This window comes from Alteromonas sp. PRIM-21 (assembly GCF_027563165.1).
Taxonomy (GTDB): Bacteria; Pseudomonadota; Gammaproteobacteria; order Enterobacterales; family Alteromonadaceae; genus Alteromonas; species Alteromonas macleodii_A.
In genome coordinates, this window is sequence record NZ_JADOEK010000002.1 from 387,502 (window position 1) to 413,683 (window position 26,182).

The window sequence follows — 26,182 nt, forward strand, 5'->3', positions numbered from 1 at the left end:
CAAAAGCAGGTGAGCCAGATTGGGTCACTGTGAGTACAACGTAATTTAGTTTTCCTTCTTTTAGCGCCTTTAAGATAGAGGCAATGCTAAGGGAGGATTTTCTATATAAGCAAAAAATAGGATGGCACCATGTCTGATATGATGCACCAAGATGTAGATCCTCAAGAAACTAAAGAGTGGATTGATGCGCTTGAGTCGGTTTTAGAAGAGGAAGGCGTAGAACGCGCCCACTATTTACTCGAAAAACTTATTGATAAAGCACGTCGCAGCGGAGCGCATTTACCGTATGACGCTACTACTGCCTACATCAATACTATCCCTGCAGCGCAAGAGCCAAAAATGCCTGGCGACTTGACCATCGAAGCGCGCATCCGTGCCGCTATTCGTTGGAACGCACTAATGATTGTATTGCGTGCATCGAAAAAAGACCTAGAGCTTGGTGGCCACATTGGTAGCTTCGCATCATCGGCTATGCTTTACGATGTAGGCTTCAACCACTTCTTTAAAGCGCCCAATGAAAACCAGGGCGGCGACTTTATTTTCGCTCAGGGCCATATTTCTCCGGGTATCTATGCGCGTTCTTTCATGGAAGGTAACCTAACTGAAGAGCAGTTAAATAACTTCCGTCAAGAGTGTGCCGGCGATGGTCTATCGTCTTACCCACACCCTCACTTGATGAAAGACTACTGGCAGTTCCCAACCGTATCTATGGGTCTTGGTCCACTTCAAGCTATCTATACAGCACGCTTCCTTAAGTACCTAACTAACCGTGGTATTAAAGACTGTTCAGGACAGCGCGTGTACTGCTACATGGGTGATGGAGAGTGTGATGAGCCAGAGAGCTTGGGTGCAATCGGTCTAGCATCTCGTGAAGGTCTAGATAACCTAACGTTCGTTATCAACTGTAACCTACAGCGCCTAGACGGCCCGGTACGTGGTAACGGCAAAATTATCCAAGAACTTGAAGGTACGTTCCGCGGCGCAGGCTGGGAAGTAGTGAAAGTAATCTGGGGTAGTTACTGGGATGAACTATTAGCTCGTGATAAATCTGGCAAGTTGATTCAGCTTATGGGTGAAACAGTAGACGGTGAATACCAGAACTGTAAAGCCAAAGGCGGTAAGTACACTCGTGAGAACTTCTTCAACAAGTACCCTGAAACAGCGGCGCTTGTAGCAAATATGTCTGATGATGACATCTGGCGCTTGAACCGTGGTGGTCACGACCCAGTGAAAGTATTTGCAGCTTATCAAAAAGCCATCGATACCAAAGGCCGTCCAACAGTAATCCTTGCTAAAACGGTTAAAGGTTTCGGTCTAGGTTCTTCAGGTGAAGCGCAAAACGTAGCGCACAACGTGAAGAAAATGGACGTTGAATCAATCAAGCAGTTCCGTGACCGTTTCAACATTCCAGTAGCTGATGAGAAAATTGAAGAACTACCATACTTCAAGTTCGACGAAGACAGCGAAGAAATGAAGTACCTTCGTGCACGTCGTGAAGCGCTAGGCGGTTATTTACCTTCTCGCCGCGAACAAGCTGAAGAGCAGCTTGAAATTCCTGAGCTTAGCGCATTCGACGCTATCTTGAAAGGTTCTGGCGACCGTCAAGTGTCATCAACCATGACCTTTGTACGTGTACTTAACGCGCTATTGAAAGATAAGAAAATTGGTAAGCGTATTGTGCCAATTATCCCTGATGAAGCCCGTACATTCGGTATGGAAGGCTTGTTCCGTCAGGTAGGTATTTACGCCAATGAAGGCCAGAAATACGTGCCTCAAGATGCCGACCAGGTAGCTTACTATCGCGAAGATAAGAAAGGTCAGGTACTGCAGGAAGGTATCAACGAGCTAGGTGCAATGGCATCGTGGGTAGCGTCAGGTACGTCTTATTCAACGTGTAACGCAACCACTATTCCGTTCTACATTTACTACTCAATGTTTGGTTTCCAACGTGTTGGTGACCTTGCATGGGCAGCGGGTGATAGCCAAGCACGTGGTTTCCTACTAGGTGCAACAGCAGGTAGAACCACGCTTAATGGTGAAGGTCTACAGCACCAAGACGGTCATTCACACGTTCAGGCGAACCTAATTCCTAACTGTATTACTTACGATCCAACGTACGGTTACGAAGTAGCGGTTATTGTTCAAGACGGTCTGCGTCGCATGTACGGTAACAATGAAAATATCTTCTATTACCTAACACTAATGAACGAGAACTATCAGCACCCAGCAATGCCAGAAGGTGATGATATTGCTGAGCAAATCATTAAAGGTATTTACAAGCTTGAGCGCGTTGAAAACGACAAGTCTAAGCTTAACGTACAGCTAATGGGCTCAGGTACTATCTTGAACGAAGTGCGTAAAGCGGCCCAGATACTATGCGAAGACTACAACGTATCTTCTGACGTTTACTCTGTTACCTCGTTCAACGAGCTAGCCCGTGAAGGTCAAGATGTTGCACGCTGGAACATGCTAAACCCAGAAGCTGAACAAAAAGTACCTTACATTGGTCAGGTAATTACCAAAGATGCAGGTCCTGCGATTTCTGCCACTGACTATGTAAAGAACTACTCAGACCAAGTACGTGCTTTCATTGAAACTGAATACCGTTGCCTAGGTACAGACGGTTTCGGTCGAAGCGATAGCCGTGAAAACTTGCGTACTCACTTTGAAGTTAATGCGTCATACATTGTGGTGGCATCACTTTACGAACTAGCTCAGCGCGGTGACGTTGAGAAGAAAGTGGTAGCAGAAGCCATTAAGCGTTTTGAAATTAACGCTGAAAAACTTAACCCACTTTACGCGTAAGCCAGATAAGGTATTTTACATATGTCAGATATTCAAAAGATTATCGTACCCGATGTAGGCGGTGACGAAGTTGAAGTTATCGAGCTATGTGTTGCCGTAGGCGACAACATCGAAGCCGATGAAGGCGTTGTTACTGTTGAAAGTGACAAGGCGTCAATGGACATCCCAGCACCGTTTGAAGGTGAGATTGTAAGCCTGTCTGTATCAGTAGGCGATAAAATCAAAGAAGGCGATGTGATTGGTGAAATGAAGGCTGCAGGTGGCGAAAGTTCTAGTGAAAGCACTGCTGAAGAATCATCTTCAGACAGAGCTTCACAAGAAGAGCCTAAGCAAGATGAAGCACCGAAAGAAGAAAGCAAGTCAGAGGCAGCACCAGCTGCGTCTGGCGGCAGTGAAGTGATTGAAGTCGCAGTGCCCGATATTGGCTCTGACGACGAAGTTGACGTTATCGATGTATTGGTTTCAGCGGGCGACACCATCGAAAAAGAAGATGGTCTTATTACCCTTGAAACCGATAAAGCAACGATGGACGTTCCTTCAACACACGCTGGTACGGTGAAAGAAGTATTTATCAGCACTGGCGATAAAGTGAAAGAAGGTACAGTTGTTATTAAGCTTGAAGTAGCGGGCTCAGGCTCGTCTTCAGGTGAGTCGTCTTCTAGCGATGCTCCTTCGGAAGCATCTGCACCGGCTGCGCAGGAAAGCGAAAAGCAAGAGTCAGCTCCTGCGGCGTCTGCAAGTAGCGAAACCATTGAAGTAGCCGTGCCTGACATTGGTGAAGACGGTGAAGTTGACGTTATCGATGTGCTTGTATCAGCTGGCGATACCGTTGAAAAAGAAGACGGTCTTATCACGCTAGAAACTGATAAAGCCACCATGGATGTACCTTCAACGCATGCAGGTACCATTAAAGAAGTCTTTATCAAAACAGGCGATAAAGTTAAGCAAGGCACATTAGTTGTTAAGCTAGAAACTAGCGGTGGCTCATCTGAACAGGCACCATCTGCACCTAAAGCAGAAAAGCCTGCTGAAGCGCCTAAGCAAGAAGCACCTAAACAAGCGTCACAGCAAGAAGCCTCGCAAGGGCGTTCTCCTGTGCCGCCAGCGCCAGAAGCTAAGAATACAGGTAAAGCACATGCTTCACCTTCGGTTCGCCGTATTGCTCGTGAGTTTGGTGTAGACCTGACTCAAGTTAACGGCTCTGGCCCTAAAAACCGTATCTTGAAAGAAGACGTTCAAGCCTATGTGAAAGCTGAGCTTGCTAAGCCTCGCACAGCAGCAGCTTCAGGCAGCGCGCCAGTAGGCGACAACGTACTTCAAATCGTGCCAGTTAAACCTGTTGACCACAGCAAATTTGGCGAGATTGAAGAACAAAAACTTTCTCGTATACAAAAGATTTCTGGTCCGTTTCTACACCGTAACTGGGCGACTATCCCGCACGTTACACAGTTCGACGAAGCCGATATCACTGAAGTGGAAGACTTCCGTAAAGAGCAAAACGCTTACCACGCGAAGATTAAGTCTGGTCTTAAGATCACGCCACTTGTATTCGTAATGAAAGCGGTAGCGAAAGCCCTTGAGAAATACGAAGTATTTAACTCATCACTGTCTGACGACGGCGAAAGCTTGATCATCAAGAAGTTCATCAACATTGGTATTGCGGTTGAAACACCGGGAGGCCTTGTTGTACCTGTTATTCGCGATGTGAATAAGAAAGGTATTGAGCAGCTGTCTCGCGAGCTTATCGAAACATCTAAGAAAGCCCGTGAAGGCAAGCTTAAAGCGGCTGACATGCAGGGCGGTACGTTTACAATCTCTAGCCTAGGTGGTATTGGCGGTACGGCGTTTACGCCTATTGTAAATGCACCAGAAGTCGCCATATTAGGTGTATCTAAGTCTGAGATGAAGCCTAAGTGGAATGGTAAAGAGTTCGAGCCGCGCTTAATGGTGCCGCTAAGCTTGTCTTACGACCACCGAGTAATCGATGGTGCGGTAGGTGCAAGATTCTCTACTGAGGTTGCTGCAAACCTAACTGACTTACGCAGAATCATACTTTAAGTAAAAGGTCGCAAAAGTTTACAATATCAGTAACATTTTCGACGATTTTATAAGCCCATTTGGTGGCATTTAGGTTATGCTATTACGTAAAAGTAATAGCATGACCCTACAAGAACAGGATTGAGGTTCACAATGAGCGAAATTAAAACGCAATTGGTGGTACTGGGCGGCGGCCCTGGCGGTTATTCAGCAGCATTCCGTGCGGCTGACTTAGGTATTGAAACAGTTATCGTAGACTCACGCGACACGCTTGGTGGTGTTTGTCTTAACGTTGGCTGTATCCCTTCAAAAGCCCTTCTTCACGTTGCAAAAGTGATGAAAGAAGCGAAGCACCTTGCAAGCCACGGTGTTACGTTTGGCGAGCCTACCATCGATTTAGATAAAATCCGCGAATATAAAGACAGTGTTGTTAGCCAACTAACAAACGGTCTTGGCGGTATGTCTAAAATGCGTAAAACCAAGCATGTACAAGGCTACGGCAAGTTTACTGGCGCAAATACCCTAGAAGTAAAAAATGGTGACGACGTTACTACTATTACTTTCGAGAAAGCGATTATCGCTGCGGGTTCTGAGCCTGTAAGCCTACCGTTCATCCCAGAAGATGACCGCGTAATCGACTCAACTGGCGCGCTGGAAATGAAAGACATTCCAGAGAAAATGCTAGTACTAGGCGGTGGTATCATCGGTCTAGAAATGGGTACAGTATATGAAGCACTTGGCTCAAAAATCGATGTAGTTGAATTCTTAGATCAGCTTATTCCAGCAGCTGACAAAGACATCATGAAAGTATTCATGAAAGACTACAAAGACAAGTTTAACATCATGCTTGAGACCAAAGTAACTGCGGTTGAAGCTAAAGATGATGGTCTATATGTGACGTTTGAAGGCAAGAAAGCGCCTGCAGAGCCAGTACGCTACGACAAAGTACTTGTTGCTGTAGGTCGTAAGCCAAACGGCAAGCTAGTTGGCGCAGATGCAGCTGGTGTAAACGTAGACGACCGTGGCTTTATCAATGTTGATAAGCAAATGCGTACTAACGTTGACCATATCTTCGCAATTGGTGACCTTGTAGGTCAGCCTATGCTTGCGCACAAAGCGGTTCACGAAGGTCACGTTGCTGCAGAAGTTATTGCTGGGCAGAAGCACTACTTCGACCCACGTGCTATTCCTTCAGTAGCGTACACTGAGCCAGAAGTTGCTTGGGTTGGTCTAACTGAGAAAGAAGCGAAAGAGCAGGGAGTTAGCTACGAAACAGCAACATTCCCATGGGCTGCTTCAGGCCGTGCAATTGCATCTGATGCAACTAACGGTATGACCAAGATGATTTTCGAAAAAGAAACGGGCCGTGTTATCGGTGGCGCAATGGTTGGTACAAACGCGGGCGAAATGCTTGGTGAAATTGGCCTAGCTATTGAAATGGGTGCTGATGCTGAAGATGTAGCATTGACTATCCACGCTCACCCAACGCTTAATGAGTCTATCGGTCTTGCGTCTGAAATCTTCGAAGGAAGCATTACTGACCTGCCAAACCCTAAAGCGAAGAAAAAGAAGTAAATTAGCTTCTTTTCAAAATACTTTAAAAACCCGCTTTTAAGCGGGTTTTTTTGTACTACACTTTTATTTCAATGCCCAATCCGAAAATATAAGTTAGGCGCAGGAAACAAGAAGTGGTGGTAGATGTCAGCAAAGATTAAAGACCCAATTAAGGTACAATCGAAGTTTGGGGAATACAGCGTTGAACTTAAAGGCAACATTATTCGCCTCGATGGAAAGGGAGTAGTAACAAAAGCGCTTTTTCAACACTATCATGAAGATGTCAAAAAACTCGCCTTACCTTTAGGTGGACAGCCTTGGGGATTTTTGATTTTCGTACAAGGTGTGGGTATTTTAACGCCCGATGCCGAACAAGCTTTAATTGAATCTGTGCGTCTTAGAAAGCAATACGGTATGCAAGCTTGTGCTTTTGTTACTAGCGATGCTGACATACCCGCTTTGGTTAAAAGTCAGTTTGAACGCGTATATGCAGCGGCCAACTTAGCATGCTATTTCAGTGATTCTGAAAGTGAAGCGCTTGCATGGTTAGCCACTCTAGGCTGTTTTTTTGAGACCGACTAAAAGACTTAGGCCGTTTCTTTTCCCGCTATGACTTCTGCTTCTTCATCGTTACTTGGGGTTTGTAAATGGGCGGGCGTAAACTCATCACAGTTCATATCGCGCTCTTCCATGAATCGCTTCACAGTGTCCGCACAATAGGCTTTCCGGCAGCACTGAGAAAGCAGCATTTCGTGGCGCTGAACACGCTCACGTATAAATTTAACCACTAAGCCTCTAAGCCACTGTAGGCCTGCATCTTGGTCTTGGCGTTTATGCCACATGATAGATAGAGGAGAGCTAATAATTTCTACAGGTGTTTCAAATACCGCTAACTCTCCAGAGAAGATTTCCTTTTCCATGACCAATGAAGGCGCAACACAAATAAGGTTGCTTTCTTTTAATAGCGGTGTGGCGTTATAAAATTGGTTTACGGACATGGCTACACGGCGCTTAAGGCCTAAATTTGCCAGCACTTGATCTGTGGGACCCGTCACATCGCCTGTAACAGAAACCAGAAGGTGATCGGCCGCGACAAAGTCTTCTAACGTTAGTTGGGATTTGGCTAAAGGGTGGTCGGGACGCATTACCACCACCCAGCTTGGGTCTAGGACATGTTCAGCACGAATAACTGAGCCAGGCTCTTGGTATTTAGAGAAAGTCAGTTCGGCTTCGGCATCTTTAAGTATTTTGTCCGTTTCCATATCGTAATTAGGAATGGCATGGATATTAATACCAGGCGCCTCGTTCTCAATAACTTTGCGCAGCGGGCCCCACACCATAGACACAATGCTGTCAGTGGCTGCAATACGAAAAGTACGTTTAGCTGTTGCAGGGTCGAAGTCAGTCGGGTTCACGGCCACTTCAAGCTCGCCTAAAGGACCTTGTATTTGACTCCACAAGTTTTTAGCGAAAGATGTAGGCTGAATACCACGCCCATCTTTAACAAACAATTCATCGTTCCAAGCGGTGCGCATACGAGATAGCGCATTAGAGACCGCCGGCTGCGTCATTGATAACCTGTCAGCCGCTCGGGTAATCGCACCCTCAGTCATGATGGCATCAAAAATCATCAATAAATTTAAATCATGTGGACGCATCGTTCTCTCCGCTGTCTTCTCTCTAAGCTCGAATTTAAATATATAACATCATGTGATGTGTTGCATATAAAAATATAATTATTTTTATTCTTTTCGCATATGCATAATGCGCGGCATCAAACTTTAGTTTAATTTTTTAGAGAATCTTGCAATGAATACTTTTATCCGTTTATTGGCAATAGTCAGCCTAACTGCGTTAGTCGCTGCATGCGGTGGTGACGAGCAGGATCCAAGTCAATCAATGAGCGCTAACGCAAATGCAGGCGTTCCTGTTGATGTGGCTACTGTGGTGACACAACGTTTAACCGAGTGGGATAACTTCACAGGCCGTTTAGAATCGCCGCACATTGTTGCACTTCGACCTCGCGTATCGGGCTATATCGATTTTGTCGCGTTTGATGAAGGTGAATATGTTGAGCAAGGGCAAACCTTATTTTTAATCGATAACCGTTCATTTAAAGCTGAAGTGAAGCGCCTAACCGCTCAGCTTGAAGAAGCGAAGAGCCGCGTGAAACTGGCCGAACAAAACTTTAACCGCGCATTTAAGTTGCGCGAAACTCAAGCGGTATCTGAAGAAGTGCTAGACGCCCGATTGGCCGAAAAAAATCAAGCGCTAGCAAGCTTAAACCAAACCCAAGCTGCGCTTGAAGTCGCGCGCTTAAATCGTGGTTTTGCCCGAGTTGAAGCGCCAATCTCTGGGCGTGTATCCCGTGCCAATATTACAGAGGGTAACTTTGTTACTGCAGGGCAAACAGAGCTAACCCGTATTGTATCCACTGACCGTTTGTATGCGTATTTCGATATAGATGAGCAGACCTATCTTAATTACGTCAACAGCGATAAAACTGTGTCAACGGCGGTAAGCGACCAGCCAGTAGCGATGCGCCTTGCTAATGAGTCTGAGTACAACCATTGGGGTCAAATCGATTTTATCGACAATCAAGTTAACGGTAATACAGGGACATTGCGAGTTCGCGCGGTATTTAATAATGAAGAGGGGCGCTTAATCCCTGGTTTGTTTGCACATCTAAAATTGGCAGGTGATACCGAAGAACAAGGCATTCTAATTAAAGAAAAAGCCATTGGCACAGACCTTAATAATAAATTTGTGTTAGTGGTCAACGACGAAAATAAAGTGGAATACCGTGCAGTGAAGCTGGGTGACAAAGTTGGCAGCATGCGTATTATCACTAGCGGCCTAAATGCTAACGATACTATTGTAGTGGATGGCCTACAGCGAGTGCGCCCTGGTGCACAAGTTGCCGCAAATAAAGTTCCCATGGGTGATGAAGATGCCCTTGCAAACTTATCCAACTGGCAGTCACGTGTTGATAACGCTACCCAAGTAACCCAAAACATGGCGCAGTATGAAGATGTTTTATCTGGTGGTTCATTTACCTCAGGTACAGCAACGGCAGGTCTTAAGTAATGAATATCTCGCAGTTTTTCATTAGCCGCCCGATTTTTGCGGGCGTGCTTTCCTTACTTATTTTTATCGGCGGTGCCATCGCTGTTTGGCAACTGCCCATCACTGAATACCCAGAAGTAGTGCCGCCTACTGTTGTGGTAACCGCGAATTACCCTGGCGCTAACCCTGAAGTTATTGCTGAAACAGTCGCTACGCCGTTAGAACAAGAAATTAACGGTGTTGAAGATATGCTGTATATGTCTTCTCAAGCTACCAGCGACGGCCGCATGACCTTAACGGTTACATTCGCGATTGGCACTGACCCAGATGAAGCAACAACGCTGGTACAAAATCGTGTGAATCGCGCTACGCCACGTTTACCTCAAGAAGTGCAGCGTTTAGGCGTGGTTACCGAAAAATCATCACCAGATTTAACCATGGTGGTGCATTTAACGTCGCCCGATAATCGTTATGACATGCTGTATCTTTCAAACTATGCCGACCAGTTTGTTAAAGACGAACTAGCTCGAATAAATGGAGTAGGGCAAGTACGTCTGTTCGGTGCAGGCGAGTTCAGCATGCGAGTATGGCTAGACCCTAACAAGCTTGCAGCGCTTCAATTAAACCCTGGTGATGTAGCAGCGGCTATTGCCGATCAGAACCAGCAGGCTGCGGCAGGTAGTCTTGGTGCGCAGCCAACAGGCACCAGTGAATTTCAGCTACTTATTAATGTACGTGGTCGTTTAAAAGACGAAGCAGAATTTGAAAATATCATCGTTAAGTCAGGCGAAAATGGCGAGATTACCCGACTAAAAGACGTGGCTCGCGTTGAGCTTGGGGCAAATAATTATGCCTTAAGATCGCTGTTAAATAACAACCCAGCAGCGGCAATTCCAATATTCCAAGCGCCAGGCTCAAACGCCATACAAATATCAGACGACGTGCGTTCGCGCATGGCAGAGCTTTCGAAGGTGTTTCCCGATGGCTTAGAGTATGACATTGTTTACGACCCTACTGTGTTTGTAAGAGGCTCGATTGAGGCCGTGGTAAACACGCTTTTAGAAGCGGTATTACTTGTTGTTCTTGTGGTTGTACTGTTTCTTCAAACTTGGCGTGCCTCCATTATTCCGTTAGTGGCAGTACCTATTTCACTGGTAGGAACATTCGCCTTTATGCAGTTAATGGGCTTTTCGCTTAATGCGCTGTCTTTATTTGGCTTAGTGTTAGCTATTGGTATTGTTGTAGACGATGCCATCGTTGTAGTGGAAAACGTAGAGCGGAATATTGCCGAAGGTAAATCGCCTTTTGACGCTACTGTTCAGGCAATGAAAGAAGTGACTGGGCCGATTATTGCTACCACGCTGGTTTTGGCTGCCGTATTTGTACCAACGGCTTTCATGAGCGGCTTAACGGGGCAATTCTATAAACAGTTTGCACTTACTATCACTATTTCAACAGTAATATCTGCAATTAACTCGTTAACACTGAGCCCTGCTTTATCTGCTCTACTATTGAAGCCTCACGGTAAAGCAAACGATTGGCTTACACGCTGTATGGATAAAGTATTCGGTCGCTTAGTTTTTGCGCCTTTCAACCGTGTTTTTGAACGCGGGTCAAAGCAGTACACAGGCGCAGTTGGCGGATTAATCCGTAAAAGCGGCATTGTACTTGTGTTATATGCAGGCCTTATTGCGCTTACTTATAACCAATTTGCGACTACGCCTACGGGTTATGTTCCAGGTCAAGATAAGCAATATTTGGTGGCTTTCGCGCAGCTTCCAAATGCAGCGAGTTTAGACAGAACGGAAGAAGTGGTTCGTGAAATGTCTCGCATTGCGATGGAACATCCAGGCGTGTCAGATGCCGTAGCGTTTCCTGGCTTAAATATTAACGGGTTTACTAATAGTCCAAGTTCTGGAATTTTATTTACGCCGCTTAAGCCTTTTAGTGAAAGACAGTCACCCGAGTTATCTGCAGGCGCCATTGCTGCAAAACTTAATCAGCAGTTTGGCTCGATTAAAGGGGCCTATGTCGCTATTTTCCCGCCGCCTCCGGTGATGGGGCTAGGCACTATAGGTGGCTTCCGCTTGCAAGTGGAAGATAGAGGGAATTTAGGCTTTGAAGAGCTAGAGCGTGTAACCCAAGAAGTGATTGGTAAAGCGTGGGCCCACCCAGCGCTAACAGGTTCGTTCACAAGCTTCACCGTAGCCGTGCCGCAGCTTGATGTAGACGTAGATCGTGAAAAAGCTGTGAGCCAAGGGGTAAACATCGATACGTTATTTACCACGATGCAAGCTTACTTAGGTTCGCTTTATGTAAATGACTTCAACTTGTTTGGTCGTACATACCAAGTGAACGTGCAGGCTGATGCTCAATATCGTCAAGAGATAGGGGACATAACCCAGTTTAAAATCAGAAATAGCCAAGGTGAAATGATTCCACTAGGTTCATTCCTAGACGTTCAACATAGCGCCGGTCCAGACCGAGTGATGCACTACAATGGCTACGTTACCGCCGAAATTAATGGTGCTCCAGCGCCTGGCTATTCGTCAGACCAAGCGAAAGCGGCCATCGAAGAGATTTTGGCTGAAACCTTGCCGCTAGGAATGACCTACGAGTGGACAGAGTTGACCTATCAGCAAATATTAGCCGGTAATGCATCAGCTTTCGTTTTCCCACTGGTTGTGCTTCTCGTGTTCTTAGTACTAGCTGCACAGTATGAAAGCCTTCGTTTACCACTGGCAATTATATTGATTGTTCCTATGACCTTATTGAGCGCCCTTATTGGTGTTCAGATTTACGGTGGAGACAACAATATCTTTACCCAAATTGGTCTTATTGTATTGGTCGGTCTTGCTACAAAGAACGCCATTCTTATTGTCGAGTTTGCTAAAGAGCTGCAGGACAGCGGGATGGATGCGCTTTCGGCAATTAAAGAAGCAAGCCGCTTACGTTTACGTCCAATTTTGATGACATCAATTGCCTTTATCATGGGGGTATTACCTATGGTTATCTCTACCGGAGCGGGTGCAGAAATGCGACAAGCCATGGGCGTGGCAGTATTCTCTGGAATGATAGGCGTCACTTTCTTCGGCTTAATTCTAACTCCCGTATTTTACTATTTGCTAAAACGTAAAGGTTAACTCTCCCGTCTACCCAAGCGTTGCCCTCTTAAGGGGCTATTTAGGCCACTCATTTGAGTGGCCTTTTTTTTGCCACTTTTGGTCAGCATTTATCTCGTTTTGTAAAACTGAAAAGCTTATATTCGCTTATAACATAAGGGTTAGGTGAAAAGCACAGTAGACAGAACGGAGCGTTAAATGAAAATAGGTGCGGCGTTAGTAATGGCGTTGGGTATGGTGGTAGCAGTGTCTTTGCTCGGTATTCAGGTGTCTTCAGCCATGAGCAATATGCAAACGTGGGATAGGGTGGTCACGGTGAAAGGCCTATCAGAGCGAGAATACATCGCAGATCAAGTCATTTGGCCTATCCAGTTTGTCGATGCGGGCAACGACCTACCTCAACTATATGACCATATCGAGAAAAACAGCCTTCAAGTGGCTAGCTTTTTAGAAGAGAAAGGTATTCCAGCTGATAGCATTACTATTGGAAAGCCCGAAATAAATGACAAGCTAGCACAGCAGTATGGAAGTGGTGAAAAAGCGCCATTTCGCTATAGCGCCATTCAAACTGTAACTGTCTTTTCCAATGAGGTTGAAAAGGTGCGGGAGCTTATGCAGCAGATTGGAGAGCTTATTAAAACTGGAATTGTCCTATCTGAACAAAGCTATCGCGCTCAACCCGATTATGTGTTTACTCGTTTAAATGAAGTTAAGCCTGGAATGATAGAAGAGGCTACGCTTAATGCACGAGAAGTGGCGGAAAAGTTTGCCAAAGATTCAAAAAGTACATTGGGTAAAATTAAACGCGCCAACCAAGGGCAATTCAGTATTTCTAGTCGCGACAGTCACCATCCACACATAAAGAAAGTGAGAGTGGTGTCGACCATTGAATATACGCTTGTAGATTGATATTCATGCTATGCTAAGACTGCCATATAGCCACGGCGAGTTCACGCATTTGTGCACTTTATGTATTATATTACTGCTAATGTCTAGTGGCTAGATTTGCGGGTATACGTTTTAATTTAAAGAAGCGCTGACTACTTCAGCGCTTAACGCTTATTAATTAAGGTGGCACGCCTGAAATGAAGGACCCTAAAGCGCAGTCCCAACAGCTTGAATTCTTCGAAATTCCAAGCCCATGTATTGGTGTCTGCGAGTCTGGTCCAAGAGGGTTTTGTAAAGGCTGTTACAGAAGTCGAGATGAACGCCTCTATTGGCTTCAAGTTGATGATGCGACAAAACGAAAAATAATCAGTGCGTGTGTAAGACGTAAAAAAGCAGTAATGGCGAAGTTACGCAAAGCGCAAGAGCTTAAAAGTGAAGAGTCAACCGAACAGTTTCCTCTTTTCAATGAGCCGCCTGAAAAAAGTTAAAAAAGTTAGAGAATTTTTGATGCCGTTAGATAAGTATGTTTCGTATGCCGCGAAATCGTTTACGTTACCCGATATATGTGTTCGCTTGCGTTCAACCCTAGATGATCCTCGTTCTAGTATCGAAGATATTGCTGTATTAGTTAGTGCGGATCCTTCTCTGACTGCAAAAGTTTTACGGCTAGCCAACAGTTCACTTTTTCGTTTTCCCTCCCAAATCGCGTCTTTGACAAAAGCGATTAACGTAATAGGTGGCGAAGCGCTTTATAATTTAGTCATTGCTGAAACGGCAACCACTGCTTTTAAGCACTTCGATACATTATTAATTGATTTAGACAAGCACTGGCATGCTTCTGTTTATTGCGGCATGGTGGCGAAGAGCTTAGCAATGCGACTTAATATTCGTGGCGCTGAACGGTTTTTTGTAATGGGAATCCTTCAGAATCTAAGTGAGCTCATTATCGCTAAGAAAGAACCTAAGCGTTATGACGATTACCGTCAGGCTCAAAAAAGCGAGTTGCCACATATCGAACAGTTAGCCCACTTCGGTTTTACGTTTGCACATTGTAGCGGTATCATATTGGAAAAGTGGCACTTGCCTATTGGTTTGTACTATCCGATATCATTTATGAACGAAGAAGCTAAGTACGCTTCTGATGTTGATATTTGTGTCCTTGCTCTTGCTAGTCGTATAACGCTTAGTCAACTTGATAAAGAAAGTTATGCTGACATTGAACTTTTTACGCCAGAGATAGCCAATACAGTAAGTCTCGATATGGAAGTGATAAGTAATTCAATTGAATATGCTGAACAAGAAACAGCAAAAATTGTCTCGCTTATTCACTAAGCTTTCAGTGCCTCTATTCTGTTACAGCGCTGATATACTGTAAAACGCAGTAAAGCTTTCCCAGAGGATTGGTATTATAAGCGTCTCATTTAGACGTAATCTAATAACTAAAAAGCTCAACGTAAAATCAGATTATGTTCACAAAAATCTTCCGGCCACATGTTGTTGTAGGTGCTATTTGCATTGGTATGTGTTTCTCAGCGCATGCAAGAGATCTTATCGAGACCCTTTATCACGCCGATTTTACTCCCGATGCTGATGACGAAATTCCCCGTTTTACATTAGATGGAGAACTAGGTGTTCTTGTCAATACAGGTAATACGTCTGCTGCAAGTGTGAAAGCGGCAGTGAATGCCGACCATGAAACCGAAAATTGGAGCAGTGTCTATTTTGCTGAGCTGCTCTACAAAGAAAGCGGTACGCCTACCACAGAGCGCGACATAAGCGCACAGCGCTTTTTTACCAGCGCGCAATTCGACTATAAATTACTTACCCCTGGACGCCGTCTTTTTATGTATGGCGATTACGAAGATGATAAATTTACAGGGTATGAGCATCGAGCTTCACTAGCGGCGGGTTGGTCTCAGCGGGTTTGGCGAAACGAAGATAGTGAGTTTCGTTACAGCGTAGGGCCTGGATACACCTTTATCGAAGCAGAGGAAGACAGCGATACTCTTGTTAATGACGGGGTAATAGTACGCGCTTCAGCTGAGTACAAATATCACTGGAGTTCAGGTGCCAAACTGCGTCAATTTGTGAGCACTGAGGCCGGTGAAGAAAATACCAAGTCCCGCTCTGAAACCTCGCTTTCAGCAAATGTATTCGGTTCATTAGCGATGAAGCTGTCATTTATACTAAATCATGAAACCGACACCCCTGAAGATGTCGCGGCGTTAAGCACAGAGACATCTGTAGCATTGGTCTATCAGTTTTTTTAGTCAATTAGTGTAAATTTAGGGCTTAAAACCGGCTTTTTACCGCGGGTGGATTGACTGAGAGTGTTGAGAATGTACACTGCGCACCATTGTTTGTAGCGTTGGCTATTTGGCGCCGTTATTAAGCAAACCTCTTTCAAAACTCGTGTTGTACCGCCTTGCAGTACTTAAGGTATCGTGTACAACGAATGGACCGATAATCAATAGGATTGTTCAATGAAAAAGCAAGTGCTTGCATCTTTAATTGCAATTTCTCTTACTCCTGCCGTATTCGCTCAAGATAAAGACGTAAAACCTTTCACAATGGAAGGTGAGCTTGGCTTCATATCTACATCAGGTAACACTGAGACGACTTCAATCAGCGCGGGTATTACTGCACACCAAGAGTTAGAGAATTGGAGTAATGACTACGCTATTGAAGGTCTTTATAAAAAAGAAACCACAGAAGATGACGATGGCGAAGACGTTGAGTACACATCTGCGCAAAAGTTCTTCGGCTCGGCGCAGGGTAACTACAAGCTAGAAAACCCAGACAACCGTCTATTTGCCTTCGCGTCATATGAAGACGACCGCTTTAGTAACTTTAACTATCAAGCAACGGTAGCAGCGGGTTGGAACCAAAAAGTGCTAGAGAATGATCGCCACACTCTAGAATATTCAATTGGTCCTGGTTACTCGTTCATTGAAACACAAGAAGATGAAAATCTTGATAGCATGATTGTTCGTGCGTCAACAGCGTATTCTTGGAAAATTTCTGACACTGCTAAATTCACGCAAACCGTGAGTACAGAAGTGGGTTCTGACAACACGAAGTCACGTGCTGAATCTGCTCTTACTGCTACGATCAGCGGAAACCTTTCTATGCGTCTTTCGTTCAAATTGGATCACAACACAAACGTTGATGAAGACGTAGAAAAACTTGATACAGAAACAGCTGTAAGCCTAGTTTACAACTTCTTCTAAACTCAACTGAAGCGCCTTGACTGCTCAGTTGTGCGTTGAGGCGTTTAAATGTTTTGCTTAGGTAATTCTTTTCTGCACTGATGCCATAGTGTTGTTTGAGCAGGCTCTTGCATAAAAGGGTTACTGAGTGAAACAAAAGTACAGATACAAAAAACGCTGCATTGTTGCAGCGTTTTTTTAACTAAATATTAAGCAAGTTTTTGATTAAACGTTTTGTTTAATGAAGGATTCTGGTCTTAATAGTGCCGTCAATTTGCTGAAGTTCCGCTAGTGCTTCATAGCCGCGATCTTCTTTAACATCCACTACCACATAACCAATTTCAGAGTTAGTTTGTAGATACTGAGCTTCAATATTGATGTCTTTTTCCGCAAAAGCTTTGTTGATTTGCGTAAGAATACCTGGCTGGTTTTTGTGTACGTGAAGCAAACGCGAACGACCAGTGTGCTCAGGCAGTGATACTTCAGGGAAGTTAACCGCCGACAACGTAGAGCCATTATCGCTGTATTTTGCCAACTTACCCGCTACTTCAATACCAATGTTTTCCTGCGCTTCCTGGGTGCTTCCGCCTACGTGAGGAGTAAGAATAACGTTGTCGAACGCGCGAAGCGGCGATTCAAACTCTTCAGTGTTAGACTTAGGCTCTACAGGGAAAACATCGATGGCAGCGCCGTTAAGATGGCCACTTTCCAGCGCCTTAGCCAGTGCGTCAATATCAACTACTGTTCCGCGAGAGGCATTGATAAGAATGCTGCCTTTTTTCATTTGAGACAGTTCTTTTTCGCCAATCATATCTTGGGTCTGCGGCGTTTCAGGAACGTGTAGCGATACCACATCAGAGGTATTAAGCAGCTTTTCAAGTGACTTCACCTGAGCTGAGTTACCCAGCACTAGTTTGTCTTCGATATCGAAAAATTGAACACGCATACCAAGGTGCTCAGCTAGAATACTAAGCTGTGTACCTATGTGGCCATAGCCGATAATACCTAAAGTTTTTCCGCGAGCTTCGTACGAACCTACTGCGGTTTTTTCCCATTCACCGCGGTGAGCTTTGGCGTTTTTGCTAGGCACTTGGCGAAGCAAAAGAATAATTTGCCCAAGAACAAGTTCTGCAACCGAGCGAGTATTAGAAAAAGGCGCGTTAAAAACGGGAATACCACGGCGCTGCGTAGCTTCAAGGTTAACCTGGTTAGTACCAATGCAGAAACAACCAATAGCAACAAGCTTTTGTGCCGCATCAACTACTTTCTCGGTAATCTGTGTACGTGAACGAATACCAACAAAGTGGGCGTCTTTAATCTTCTCAATTAACTCATCTTCAGGAAGAGAGGTTTTGAGAAATTCAATGTTGCTATACCCATTGCTTTGTAGTGTTTCCAAAGCACTTTGGTGTACACCTTCTAACAACAAAATTCGGATTTTATCCTTCTCTAATGAAACTTTGCTCATGAACTCGCTATCTCTCGCTGATTTAATTGGGGTTGCTGGCAGTGCCAACCATAGGCTCTCATAAATTTTAAGTAGCTAACATCTAAAGATGCACTACCTTATTTGCAACAAAGCCTTAGTTTAGCGCCTGCTATCTAGCGTTTTAGTTACGCTAATTGCTTTAATAATAAAGGTTCATAACCTTAAGCAACATAAACATCTAGCTGTAAAATAGTATTAATTAAGACATCTAGACGTCTAAACGGAAATTAACAGAAAACACGCTAAGTTAAAAGCAGTATTTCGCTTAGCTTTTCAACAAAACGCTAGATTAGGGGCGGTTAAGCCGCCCGTATCACTTGAAGGTTTCAACACCATTGTCGGTTGCACTTAACACTATATCTGCGCCACGTAGCGCAAAAATACCGTTAGTTACTACGCCCGGAATATTATTTATCTTTTGCTCTAACTCACGTGGGTTTAGTATTTCAAGATTGTGAACATCTAAAATAACGTTACCGTTATCTGTTATAACGCCTTGTCTGTACTCGGGGTCGCCACCTAGTTTTACCAGTTCGCGAGCGACAAAAGAGCGAGCCATAGGAATAACTTCTACAGGAAGTGGGAAGTCACCTAAAACAGGCACGCGCTTACTTTCATCTACAATACAAACGAACGTGGTAGCAGCACCCGCGACAATCTTCTCGCGTGTCAGAGCTGCGCCGCCGCCTTTAATCATATGTTTGTGTTCAGTGACTTCGTCGGCACCGTCAATGTAAACTGAAAGGTTGCTAACTTCATTTAACTCGAAGACTTCGATGCCCAAGGCTTTCAAACGCTCGGTAGATGCCTCTGAACTTGAAACCGCGCCTTCAATTTTGTGCTTAATTTTGCCCAGTTCTTCTATGAAAAAATTGACAGTAGAGCCCGTACCCACACCGACAATACTGTCTGCTTCAACATAGTCGATGGCTGCTTTGGCTACGGCTTGCTTTTTTTCGTTCTGATCCATGGTTACTCTCCAACTTATTATGCTTGCAAGTGTAACTTATAAGTGAACATGAACCCATAAGTTCATAGGTTCAATTTGATATAGTGAAATTACGGTTTAGTGAATATAAGTGTGCGAGAAGGGGTCACTATAGCATTGAGCGGTACATCCCACGGCGCAGTGGGCAGGGCATCAACTTCTTGCACATCGTGAGCGATACCTACCAATTTTGGAGTATGCTGATTCAAGGCTGATTGAGTATTTAACTTGCGTTGTGTAAAGCTTAAAGTGCGGTCGTAATAGCCCCCACCCATACCCAAGCGATTTCCGCTTGCATCAAACCCCACTAGCGGCATAAGAATAACATCGCATTGTGTAACAGGTATGACGGCTTCACAGGACAATACAGGCTCTTCAATATTGTATTTGTTATTAATTAACAAAGAATCGGGGGTATAAGATAAAAAAAGCAAGTGCCCTTTGCATACAGGGTGTAGCACAGGCAATGCGAACTTTTTGTGCGAGAGCTGCCAGGTTGATTCGATGTAGTATTTTAAGTTTACTTCGCCATCGTTAACCAAGTACCCGGCTACAGTAGTTGCGGTCTTAACAAAGGGAAGGGTGTTTAGCTGAGTCGCGATGCACTGTGCAGCGTTTTCATGCTGTTCGTCAGGTAAACTACGGCGCGCTTCGCGAAGCTTTTTGCGAAGTTGGGCTCTAGCTTTCTGTTTTTCTGGTGAAACGCTTACTTGCATATTGGGCAACCTTACATGGCGTTAAGGGCCGTTAGTGGCTCTTCTGCCCTAAATAGTGATTCAGTACACGAACCAGCTCAATATTGTCTATGGGTTTGGTTAGCACGTCATCAAGACCTCGCTCTCGCAAATACTCTGACTCAGTGATCACGTCAGCGGTTAATGCTACAACAGGTAGGCTTGGCTTATAAGCTTTTATCTGTGCTGTCGCTTCATCGCCTTGAATGCCGGGTAAGTTTAGGTCCATTAGCACTAAGTCGACAGGGTTAGCTCTAGCGTATTCAACCCCTTCCTCACCTGTGCTTACCACAGAAAGCGCCACACCTAATTTTTCAAACAAGGTTTGAATAACCACCTGGTTTATATAGTGGTCTTCAACCACTAATACATTTGCAGATTTATCAATGTTAACTTGTGCTACAAAGCTCTGCGGTTGTGCCTCAACGAACTGATTCGCACTTAGCGCATCGGCGGGCAGGGTTACGCTTATGCGGGTACCGTGATTTAATTTACTGCTAACTTTAATCGTCCCATCCATAAGCTCGATAAGACGCCTAGATATATTTAAGCCTAAGCCAGTTCCACTAATCTCTTGAGCGTTACCCATCCGTTCGAAAGGCTCAAAGAGTCGCTTTTGATCATCTTCGCTAATACCAATGCCTTCATCTATGACATTGAATATCACTTTTCCACCCTTGTATTTTACTTGCGCTCTTACAGACTTATCTTTATTGGTAAATTTAATGGCGTTAGACAGCAAGTTCAGTGCAACCTGTCCAAACTTGGTGTCATCAAAAAATAGCGAGTCAGGTACTGATTTATCAATGCTGGTGGAAAAGGTAATACCGCTGTCTTCGGCGCGAATCTTAGTTAACGAAAAAAGATGTGTAAAGAAGTCGCTTGTATTCACCGCTCGTGCCATTACACGCATTTTGCCGGCTTCTATTTGCTTAATATCTAATACCGAATTTACAATTTCTAGTAACCGTTCACCGCTTTGGCTTACATGTGAAAGCGGAGTGGTAAAAGACGGGGGTAAATCTAACTTTTTAGCTTCGCCTTCAAGAAGACGGCTGAACGTGTTTATAGCGTTAAGTGGTGTTCTAATTTCGTGGCTAACGTAGGACAGGAAATCAGACTTGAATTGGCTAGTCCGTTCAAGTTCTCGGTTTTTCCGCTTTAGCTCTAAATGTGCTACCACTGATTTACTTAATGTCTGCAACGACGTCTTTTGCGCTTCAGTTAGTGTTCTAGGCTTGCGGTCGATGGCACAAAGCGTACCAATAGCGTGGCCTGAGGGAGTAATGAGTGGCGCACCTGCATAAAAGCGTATATCTGGCGAACCAGTTACTAAAGGGTTGTCATGGAATCGCGGGTCTAACGTGGCGTTAGGGATTTCAAACACTTCTTCTTGCAAAATAGCGTGGGAGCAAAAGGCTATTTCGCGAGATGTTTCTTCAGCATCTAGACCAACGCGAGACTTGAACCACTGCCTGTCAGGGTCAATAAGACTAATAAGTGCAATGGGGGTTTCGCATATTTGAGAAGCTAACGTGGTAAGGTCGTCGAAAAGCTGCTCCGCTTCAGTATCAAGAACATCGTAGCTGAGTAGTTCGGCAAGACGTTCATCTTCATTTTCAGGGAGTGCAGCTGCTTCCATCTATATTAACCTAACGCAGAAATAAAAAAGGGACTGTATATTCACAATCCCTTAAACATATCACAGTGCGTAGGTGTCTACGAATAGTTGTTCCAGTTTTTGATGGTCAACTTTAGTTGCAACTTTAATGGTATTAGCTTCGTTCCAAAGTGGGCTAGGTGTTGTACCAGTTGGTGCAACCACCGTTTGGCCTCTGTCCAGCGTGCCAGTACCAACGCGAACGTGACCTTCAGTCAGTTCAAATAGCTCTGGGTGACGAAGGTGAGCAATTGGGAACGCATCGTGGAAGAAACATACGCGGTCTTCACGGTTTTGTGAGTAAAAGTCCATGTAGAACTGGGCACTTTCTTTTACAAAGCCACCAAGGGTATTGTTTTTCTCTTCAAGTTTTTCAACAAAAGCTGGCGAGAATGGCGTGAAGTTCGTCACGTCCAAACCAAACATAGTCAATTCCCAATCTGCCGCAAATACGATTTCTGCCGCGTGGGCGTCATTCCAAATGTTTGCTTCTGCTACAGGCGTAACGTTGCCAGGAACAAACGCAGCGCCACCCATGATGCTAACGCCTTTAACCAGCTTAGGTAGCTCAGGCTCAAGACGAAGGGCTAGGGCTAAATTGCCCAATGGGCCAATTGCCACTAATGTAATTTCGCCTGGGTACTTACGCGCCATGTCTACGATAAACTGCGCAGAGCTGCGAGGGTCTAGTTCCGTCTTAGGCGCTTCAGGTTTTATATGACCAAAACCGTGTTCGCCGTGCACAAAGTGTGCATAGGTAGACTCAGGGCCTACCCACGGCATGCCTACGCCTTTGGTTACAGGAATGTCTTTACCGGCAATTTCACAAAGGGTAAGCGCATTTTGCGCAGCCATTGTTACCGGAACGTTCCCGTAAACTGTGGTTAAACCAAGTACTTCAATGTCTGGAGATTGGAAAGCGAAAAAAATCGCCATTGCATCATCAATCCCCGGATCCGTATCTAATATGATCTTATGTGCCATCAAATTTTCTCAGTGCGTCTTGCTAGTTGGCGTGTTTCGCTAAGAAACGATCCACTTCTTTTTGTGTTGGAATACTCTGTGCTGCGCCTTCACGAGTTACTGCAATCGCTGAGGCGGCACAGCCACGACGCAACGCCTGTTTAGCATCGGTGTGGTTACTGTAGGCAGATAAGAAATAACCGATAAAGGTATCGCCTGCCGCAGTTGTATCAACTGCATCTACAGAAAAAGCGTTTACTTCTATGACGTCGTCTTTACGCAGCATCATTACGCCTGCTTTACCCAGTGTAATGATAACTTCGCAGTGTGACCATTGTTCTTTGAACACTGTCACAATATCTTCAAATTCATCTTTGCCAGTTATAGCTGCCGCTTCTGTTTCATTAACAATAAGCAAATCGACGCATTCCAGTGGTAGCTGTTTAACCGACTCGCTCATAGGTGCAGGGTTAAAGGCAACCTTTAACTGTTTTTCTTTCGCTTGGCGAAGTACTTCTTCGATGCTGCTAGTTTCGTTTTGGGTTAGTACCCAATCTGAAGGGCGTGTATCGTCTAGCGCTTGCATTACCGTTTTTGCTGTAATGGTTTGGTTAGCACCACCAAAGAGCACTATGGCATTTTCGCCGCTAGGCGTAACTTGAATGATAGCGTGACCAGAAGGAACTTCTGAACACTTAACACCACGGCAATCTACCCCTTTTTTGATAAGGGCTTGCTTGAAAGAGGCGTCGTTTTCGTGAATGCTGCCGACGTGACGTACGTCTGCACCTGCTTGCGCTAAAGCAATCGACTGGTTTGCACCCTTACCACCTAGTAAAGTTTGGTAATGGGTTGAGGCCAACGTTTCTCCAGGTTGCACAAAGTGATCTACCTGATAAACGTGGTCAATATTTATAGAGCCAAAATTTATTATTGCCATTTCTTCTTCCGTCGAAAGAGGGCGCTTCCCAGAATGCCGCTGTCCATGTTTCGCCCGTGAACCGAAAAGTTCAGGGCGGAAGAATCACAATTGCCGTAGGCTTCTCGATACGCGTCGAGCTTGCACAATAGCAGCTGTTTCAACTTCCTAGGTTTAAAGCATCGGCCAGGGACATGAATGAACTAGCAAACATCCCAGGAAACATTGTTGTTGTATTAACGCAACAGGGTATAACAAACGCGAGATCCAGTGAAGAGGATCACCTAACGCGCTTTATAACTATTTTTGCGTGGTGAATATAAAAGCGGTAAAAAAAAATACTATTTTCTTGACCAATTGGTCAGCAATTATACACGCATATAAGATAAGCTCAATAATAACCAAGCAGCTAATTTAGTTACAAACTTACAAGACTTTTAAATACTGCTGCGAGAGGAATTCCGTATCCAACAATGGTGATCTTAGATTAATTATGCGTTCGTTGCTAGGGATAGCAGCGCTCATTTCGTTAAATTAACGCCAATTCGCAGTTGTTTGAACAGTCATTAAACAATATATGAGTTCGTTGTACAAAGTATAATCTTTACTATAAATGCACTGTTCAAACACTGCACGGTAAATTGCCAAAAGTGGGCTTTGTATATTGATTTTTGCTAGTATTAACGCCATCACGGAGTAACGGCCGAAATCAAAAAGGGCTGTGAAAACTCAACTCATCTTAAATAAAGAGAACGAATCGTGGAAAAACAGCTCGATTACGATAGCGTAACTAATAAATTGTCACAGCAAGGTATCATTGTAGATGCGGCAGAAGTACACGGCATTCTAACCGGAATGCTCTGTGGTGGCATGTCGCTTACCGATCAAAAGTGGCTTGAAGCCCTTAGCGAAACCATCAATCAAGGTGATGCGTTCAGCGACCAAACTCAACACCTTCTCAATACGCTTTTCAATCAAACCTGTCAGCAGTTATTAGAGCCTGAATTTGCGCTTAGCTTGTTGCTTCCAGAAGACCAAGCGCCTATTAACGACCGCGGCGCTGCGCTTATCAACTGGGTGCAGGGTTTTATGCTTGGTTTCGGTTTACATCAGCAGGACCTTGTGCAGTGTTCTGACGATGTTAAAGAAGCGCTTGAAGACTTCTCAGATATCTCTCGTATGGAAGAGCCGATGGATGCTGATGAAGAATCTGAAAAAGCGCTCTTTGAAGTAGAAGAATACGTGAAAATCTCAGCTATTTTATGCTTCAGTGAACTTGGTCAATCACTTCTTGATGATCAACAAGACACGCCATCCGTACACTAGTACTTAGGGAAAGTTAAAAGTAGCAGCTGTTTAAGCGGCTCACTTCACAGTGAATTAGTTAGGGTTTTCTAGTTTATGATTAGCGCTCAAGAGTTTATTGCCAGACAAGACAGGCTGTTGGCGCAGTGCCAACCGAACAGTGTATGTATAGTACCTGCCGCTGGGCTGGTAACGCGAAGCCGTGATACCGAGTATACCTTTAGGCAAGACAGCGACTTTTGGTACCTGACAGGGTTTGAAGAGCCTGATGCATGGTTAATATTGTCTAATCATCCTCGCTACGGCGAGAGCTATCGCGCAATGGTGGTTCAGGAAAAAGACAAAAGCGCTGAAATTTGGCACGGTAAGCGCCTTGGTGCTGAGGCTGCGCTCTCTCGCTTTAGTCTAGATGAAGCGTTTGAAACACATGAATTAGAAGAAGCTTTGTTGGCGTCCATTCAAGGGCAAGACAATGTTTACTTCGCTTTAGGTCATAACCAAAGTCACGACCGATTATTTACTGAAGCTTTAAATACTTTGCGTGAAGCGCCAAAAGAATCATTAGCGCCTTGCGCGGTACACGATTTACGCCCCCAACTGCATGAAATGCGACTGTTTAAGTCTGCCTGTGAAGTGGCAATGATGAAAGCGGCGGGGGAAATCAGTGCCCGAGCTCACAAACGCGCTATGCAGTTTGCTTCTCCTGGCTGTTTTGAATATCAACTAGAAGCCGAAATTCACCATGAGTTTGCTATGGCTGGCGCACGTTCCCCCGCGTACAGCACTATTGTAGGAAGCGGTGACAACGCCTGTATTTTGCATTACACGCAAAACAGCGCGCAGGTTAGTGACGGTGATTTGATCTTGATCGACGCAGGCGCAGAATATCAAGGCTATGCTGCGGACATTACCCGAACATTTCCTGCAAACGGTAAGTTTAGTCACGCCCAGCGTGAAATTTACAGTGTTGTATTGAAAGCGCAAAAAAGCGTATTGGATATGTTAGCGCCCGGTGTCACGCTTTCTGAGGCAATGCTACACAGCGCAGAAATTATTACTGAAGGTTTAGTTGACCTTGGTGTATTAGAAGGTAGTGTGGCAGAAAACTTAGAGAACGAAAGTTGGCGCCAGTTTTACATGCACGGGTTAGGTCACTTTTTGGGGCTAGATGTACACGACGTAGGTAACTACAAAATAGACGGCCAAGACCGACCATTAAAGCCAGGAATGGTTATAACGGTAGAGCCCGGTATTTATATTAGTCAAGACAGTGAAGCACCCGATAAATACAAGGGGATAGGTGTTCGCATAGAAGATGACGTGGTCATCACAGCATCGGGTGTGGATATTTTGACATCCGACGTGCCTAAAGAGATTGACGAAATCGAATCACTAATGGCGAAAAACTAAAACAATAAAAAGCGCTAAAGCTAGAGCGACGGG

20 protein-coding genes and 1 other RNA gene are annotated in these 26,182 nt (G+C 44.7%); 13 read left to right on the plus strand and 8 right to left on the minus strand.

Features of this window, described 5'->3' with window-relative positions; translation table 11 throughout:
• The first annotated feature begins 129 nt into the window (after window positions 1-129).
• The 4 genes from aceE (at window position 130) to IW644_RS06085 (ending at window position 6,978) form a co-directional block, all read left to right on the plus strand.
• Window positions 130-2,805 (plus strand): pyruvate dehydrogenase (acetyl-transferring), homodimeric type, encoded by a 2,676-nt coding sequence (gene aceE / locus IW644_RS06070; RefSeq protein WP_269916848.1) that lies wholly within the window; start codon window positions 130-132, stop codon window positions 2,803-2,805.
• A 21-nt stretch (window positions 2,806-2,826) separates the two neighbouring features.
• Window positions 2,827-4,863 carry a pyruvate dehydrogenase complex dihydrolipoyllysine-residue acetyltransferase gene (gene aceF / locus IW644_RS06075; RefSeq protein WP_269916849.1) on the plus strand — a complete coding sequence of 679 codons (2,037 nt, stop codon included), beginning with the start codon at window positions 2,827-2,829 and terminating at the stop codon, window positions 4,861-4,863.
• Between the two features lie 132 nt (window positions 4,864-4,995).
• The gene (lpdA, locus tag IW644_RS06080; protein ID WP_118492851.1) at window positions 4,996-6,417 is read left to right on the plus strand and encodes a dihydrolipoyl dehydrogenase; all 1,422 of its coding nucleotides are present in this window, start codon (window positions 4,996-4,998) and stop codon (window positions 6,415-6,417) included.
• A 123-nt stretch (window positions 6,418-6,540) separates the two neighbouring features.
• On the plus strand, window positions 6,541-6,978 hold the full coding sequence (locus IW644_RS06085; protein WP_269916850.1) for a hypothetical protein: 438 nt from the start codon (window positions 6,541-6,543) through the stop codon (window positions 6,976-6,978).
• Window positions 6,979-6,983: 5 nt separating this feature from the next.
• Here IW644_RS06085 and IW644_RS06090 read toward each other — a convergent pair whose 3' ends face one another.
• On the minus strand, window positions 6,984-8,054 hold the full coding sequence (locus tag IW644_RS06090) for a LysR family transcriptional regulator (RefSeq protein ID WP_269916851.1): 1,071 nt from the start codon (window positions 8,052-8,054) through the stop codon (window positions 6,984-6,986).
• Window positions 8,055-8,205: 151 nt separating this feature from the next.
• On the opposite strand from IW644_RS06090, the gene IW644_RS06095 reads away from it, so the two are divergent.
• The 7 genes from IW644_RS06095 (at window position 8,206) to IW644_RS06125 (ending at window position 16,702) form a co-directional block, all read left to right on the plus strand.
• Complete coding sequence (locus IW644_RS06095; RefSeq protein WP_269916852.1) at window positions 8,206-9,483, plus strand: efflux RND transporter periplasmic adaptor subunit; 1,278 nt, start codon at window positions 8,206-8,208, stop codon at window positions 9,481-9,483.
• Window positions 9,483-12,605: an efflux RND transporter permease subunit gene (locus IW644_RS06100; RefSeq protein ID WP_269916853.1), complete on the plus strand. Its 3,123-nt coding sequence runs from the start codon at window positions 9,483-9,485 to the stop codon at window positions 12,603-12,605. The genes IW644_RS06095 and IW644_RS06100 overlap by 1 nt, the downstream gene beginning before the upstream one ends.
• A 177-nt stretch (window positions 12,606-12,782) precedes the next feature.
• A complete protein-coding gene (locus IW644_RS06105) occupies window positions 12,783-13,493 on the plus strand; it encodes an SIMPL domain-containing protein (protein WP_269916854.1) in 711 nt (236 codons plus the stop codon).
• Window positions 13,494-13,669: 176 nt separating this feature from the next.
• Window positions 13,670-13,960 (plus strand): DUF1289 domain-containing protein, encoded by a 291-nt coding sequence (locus IW644_RS06110; RefSeq protein ID WP_269916855.1) that lies wholly within the window; start codon window positions 13,670-13,672, stop codon window positions 13,958-13,960.
• A 19-nt stretch (window positions 13,961-13,979) separates the two neighbouring features.
• Window positions 13,980-14,804, plus strand: a complete 825-nt coding sequence (locus tag IW644_RS06115) for an HDOD domain-containing protein (protein WP_179984234.1) — start codon at window positions 13,980-13,982, stop codon at window positions 14,802-14,804.
• Window positions 14,805-14,938: 134 nt separating this feature from the next.
• On the plus strand, window positions 14,939-15,742 hold the full coding sequence (locus IW644_RS06120) for a DUF481 domain-containing protein (protein ID WP_269916856.1): 804 nt from the start codon (window positions 14,939-14,941) through the stop codon (window positions 15,740-15,742).
• Window positions 15,743-15,955: 213 nt separating this feature from the next.
• Entirely contained in the window at window positions 15,956-16,702 is a 747-nt protein-coding gene (locus tag IW644_RS06125) for a DUF481 domain-containing protein (protein ID WP_269916857.1), read from the plus strand.
• 217 nt (window positions 16,703-16,919) lie between these two features.
• Here the strand turns inward: IW644_RS06125 and serA are convergent, their stop codons facing one another.
• From serA to ssrS, 7 genes are all read right to left on the minus strand, one after another.
• Window positions 16,920-18,149 carry a phosphoglycerate dehydrogenase gene (gene serA, locus IW644_RS06130; protein WP_269916858.1) on the minus strand — a complete coding sequence of 410 codons (1,230 nt, stop codon included), beginning with the start codon at window positions 18,147-18,149 and terminating at the stop codon, window positions 16,920-16,922.
• Between the two features lie 334 nt (window positions 18,150-18,483).
• Entirely contained in the window at window positions 18,484-19,140 is a 657-nt protein-coding gene (rpiA, locus tag IW644_RS06135; protein WP_269916859.1) for a ribose-5-phosphate isomerase RpiA, read from the minus strand.
• A gap of 89 nt (window positions 19,141-19,229) precedes the next feature.
• Window positions 19,230-19,874, minus strand: a complete 645-nt coding sequence (locus IW644_RS06140) for a 5-formyltetrahydrofolate cyclo-ligase (protein WP_269916860.1) — start codon at window positions 19,872-19,874, stop codon at window positions 19,230-19,232.
• Between the two features lie 31 nt (window positions 19,875-19,905).
• On the minus strand, window positions 19,906-21,534 hold the full coding sequence (locus IW644_RS06145) for an ATP-binding protein (RefSeq protein WP_269916861.1): 1,629 nt from the start codon (window positions 21,532-21,534) through the stop codon (window positions 19,906-19,908).
• A gap of 60 nt (window positions 21,535-21,594) precedes the next feature.
• Complete coding sequence (locus tag IW644_RS06150; protein WP_179984227.1) at window positions 21,595-22,536, minus strand: nucleoside hydrolase; 942 nt, start codon at window positions 22,534-22,536, stop codon at window positions 21,595-21,597.
• A 22-nt stretch (window positions 22,537-22,558) separates the two neighbouring features.
• A complete protein-coding gene (locus tag IW644_RS06155) occupies window positions 22,559-23,455 on the minus strand; it encodes a ribokinase (protein WP_269916862.1) in 897 nt (298 codons plus the stop codon).
• 21 nt (window positions 23,456-23,476) lie between these two features.
• Window positions 23,477-23,659, minus strand: a non-coding RNA gene (gene ssrS / locus IW644_RS06160) — 6S RNA.
• A 534-nt stretch (window positions 23,660-24,193) separates the two neighbouring features.
• Here ssrS and IW644_RS06165 point away from each other — a divergent pair.
• Together IW644_RS06165 and pepP are read left to right on the plus strand one after the other, a co-directional pair.
• Window positions 24,194-24,760 carry a UPF0149 family protein gene (locus tag IW644_RS06165; RefSeq protein ID WP_179984225.1) on the plus strand — a complete coding sequence of 189 codons (567 nt, stop codon included), beginning with the start codon at window positions 24,194-24,196 and terminating at the stop codon, window positions 24,758-24,760.
• 75 nt (window positions 24,761-24,835) lie between these two features.
• Window positions 24,836-26,149, plus strand: a complete 1,314-nt coding sequence (pepP, locus tag IW644_RS06170; protein WP_269916863.1) for a Xaa-Pro aminopeptidase — start codon at window positions 24,836-24,838, stop codon at window positions 26,147-26,149.
• The last annotated feature ends 33 nt before the right edge of the window (window positions 26,150-26,182 follow it).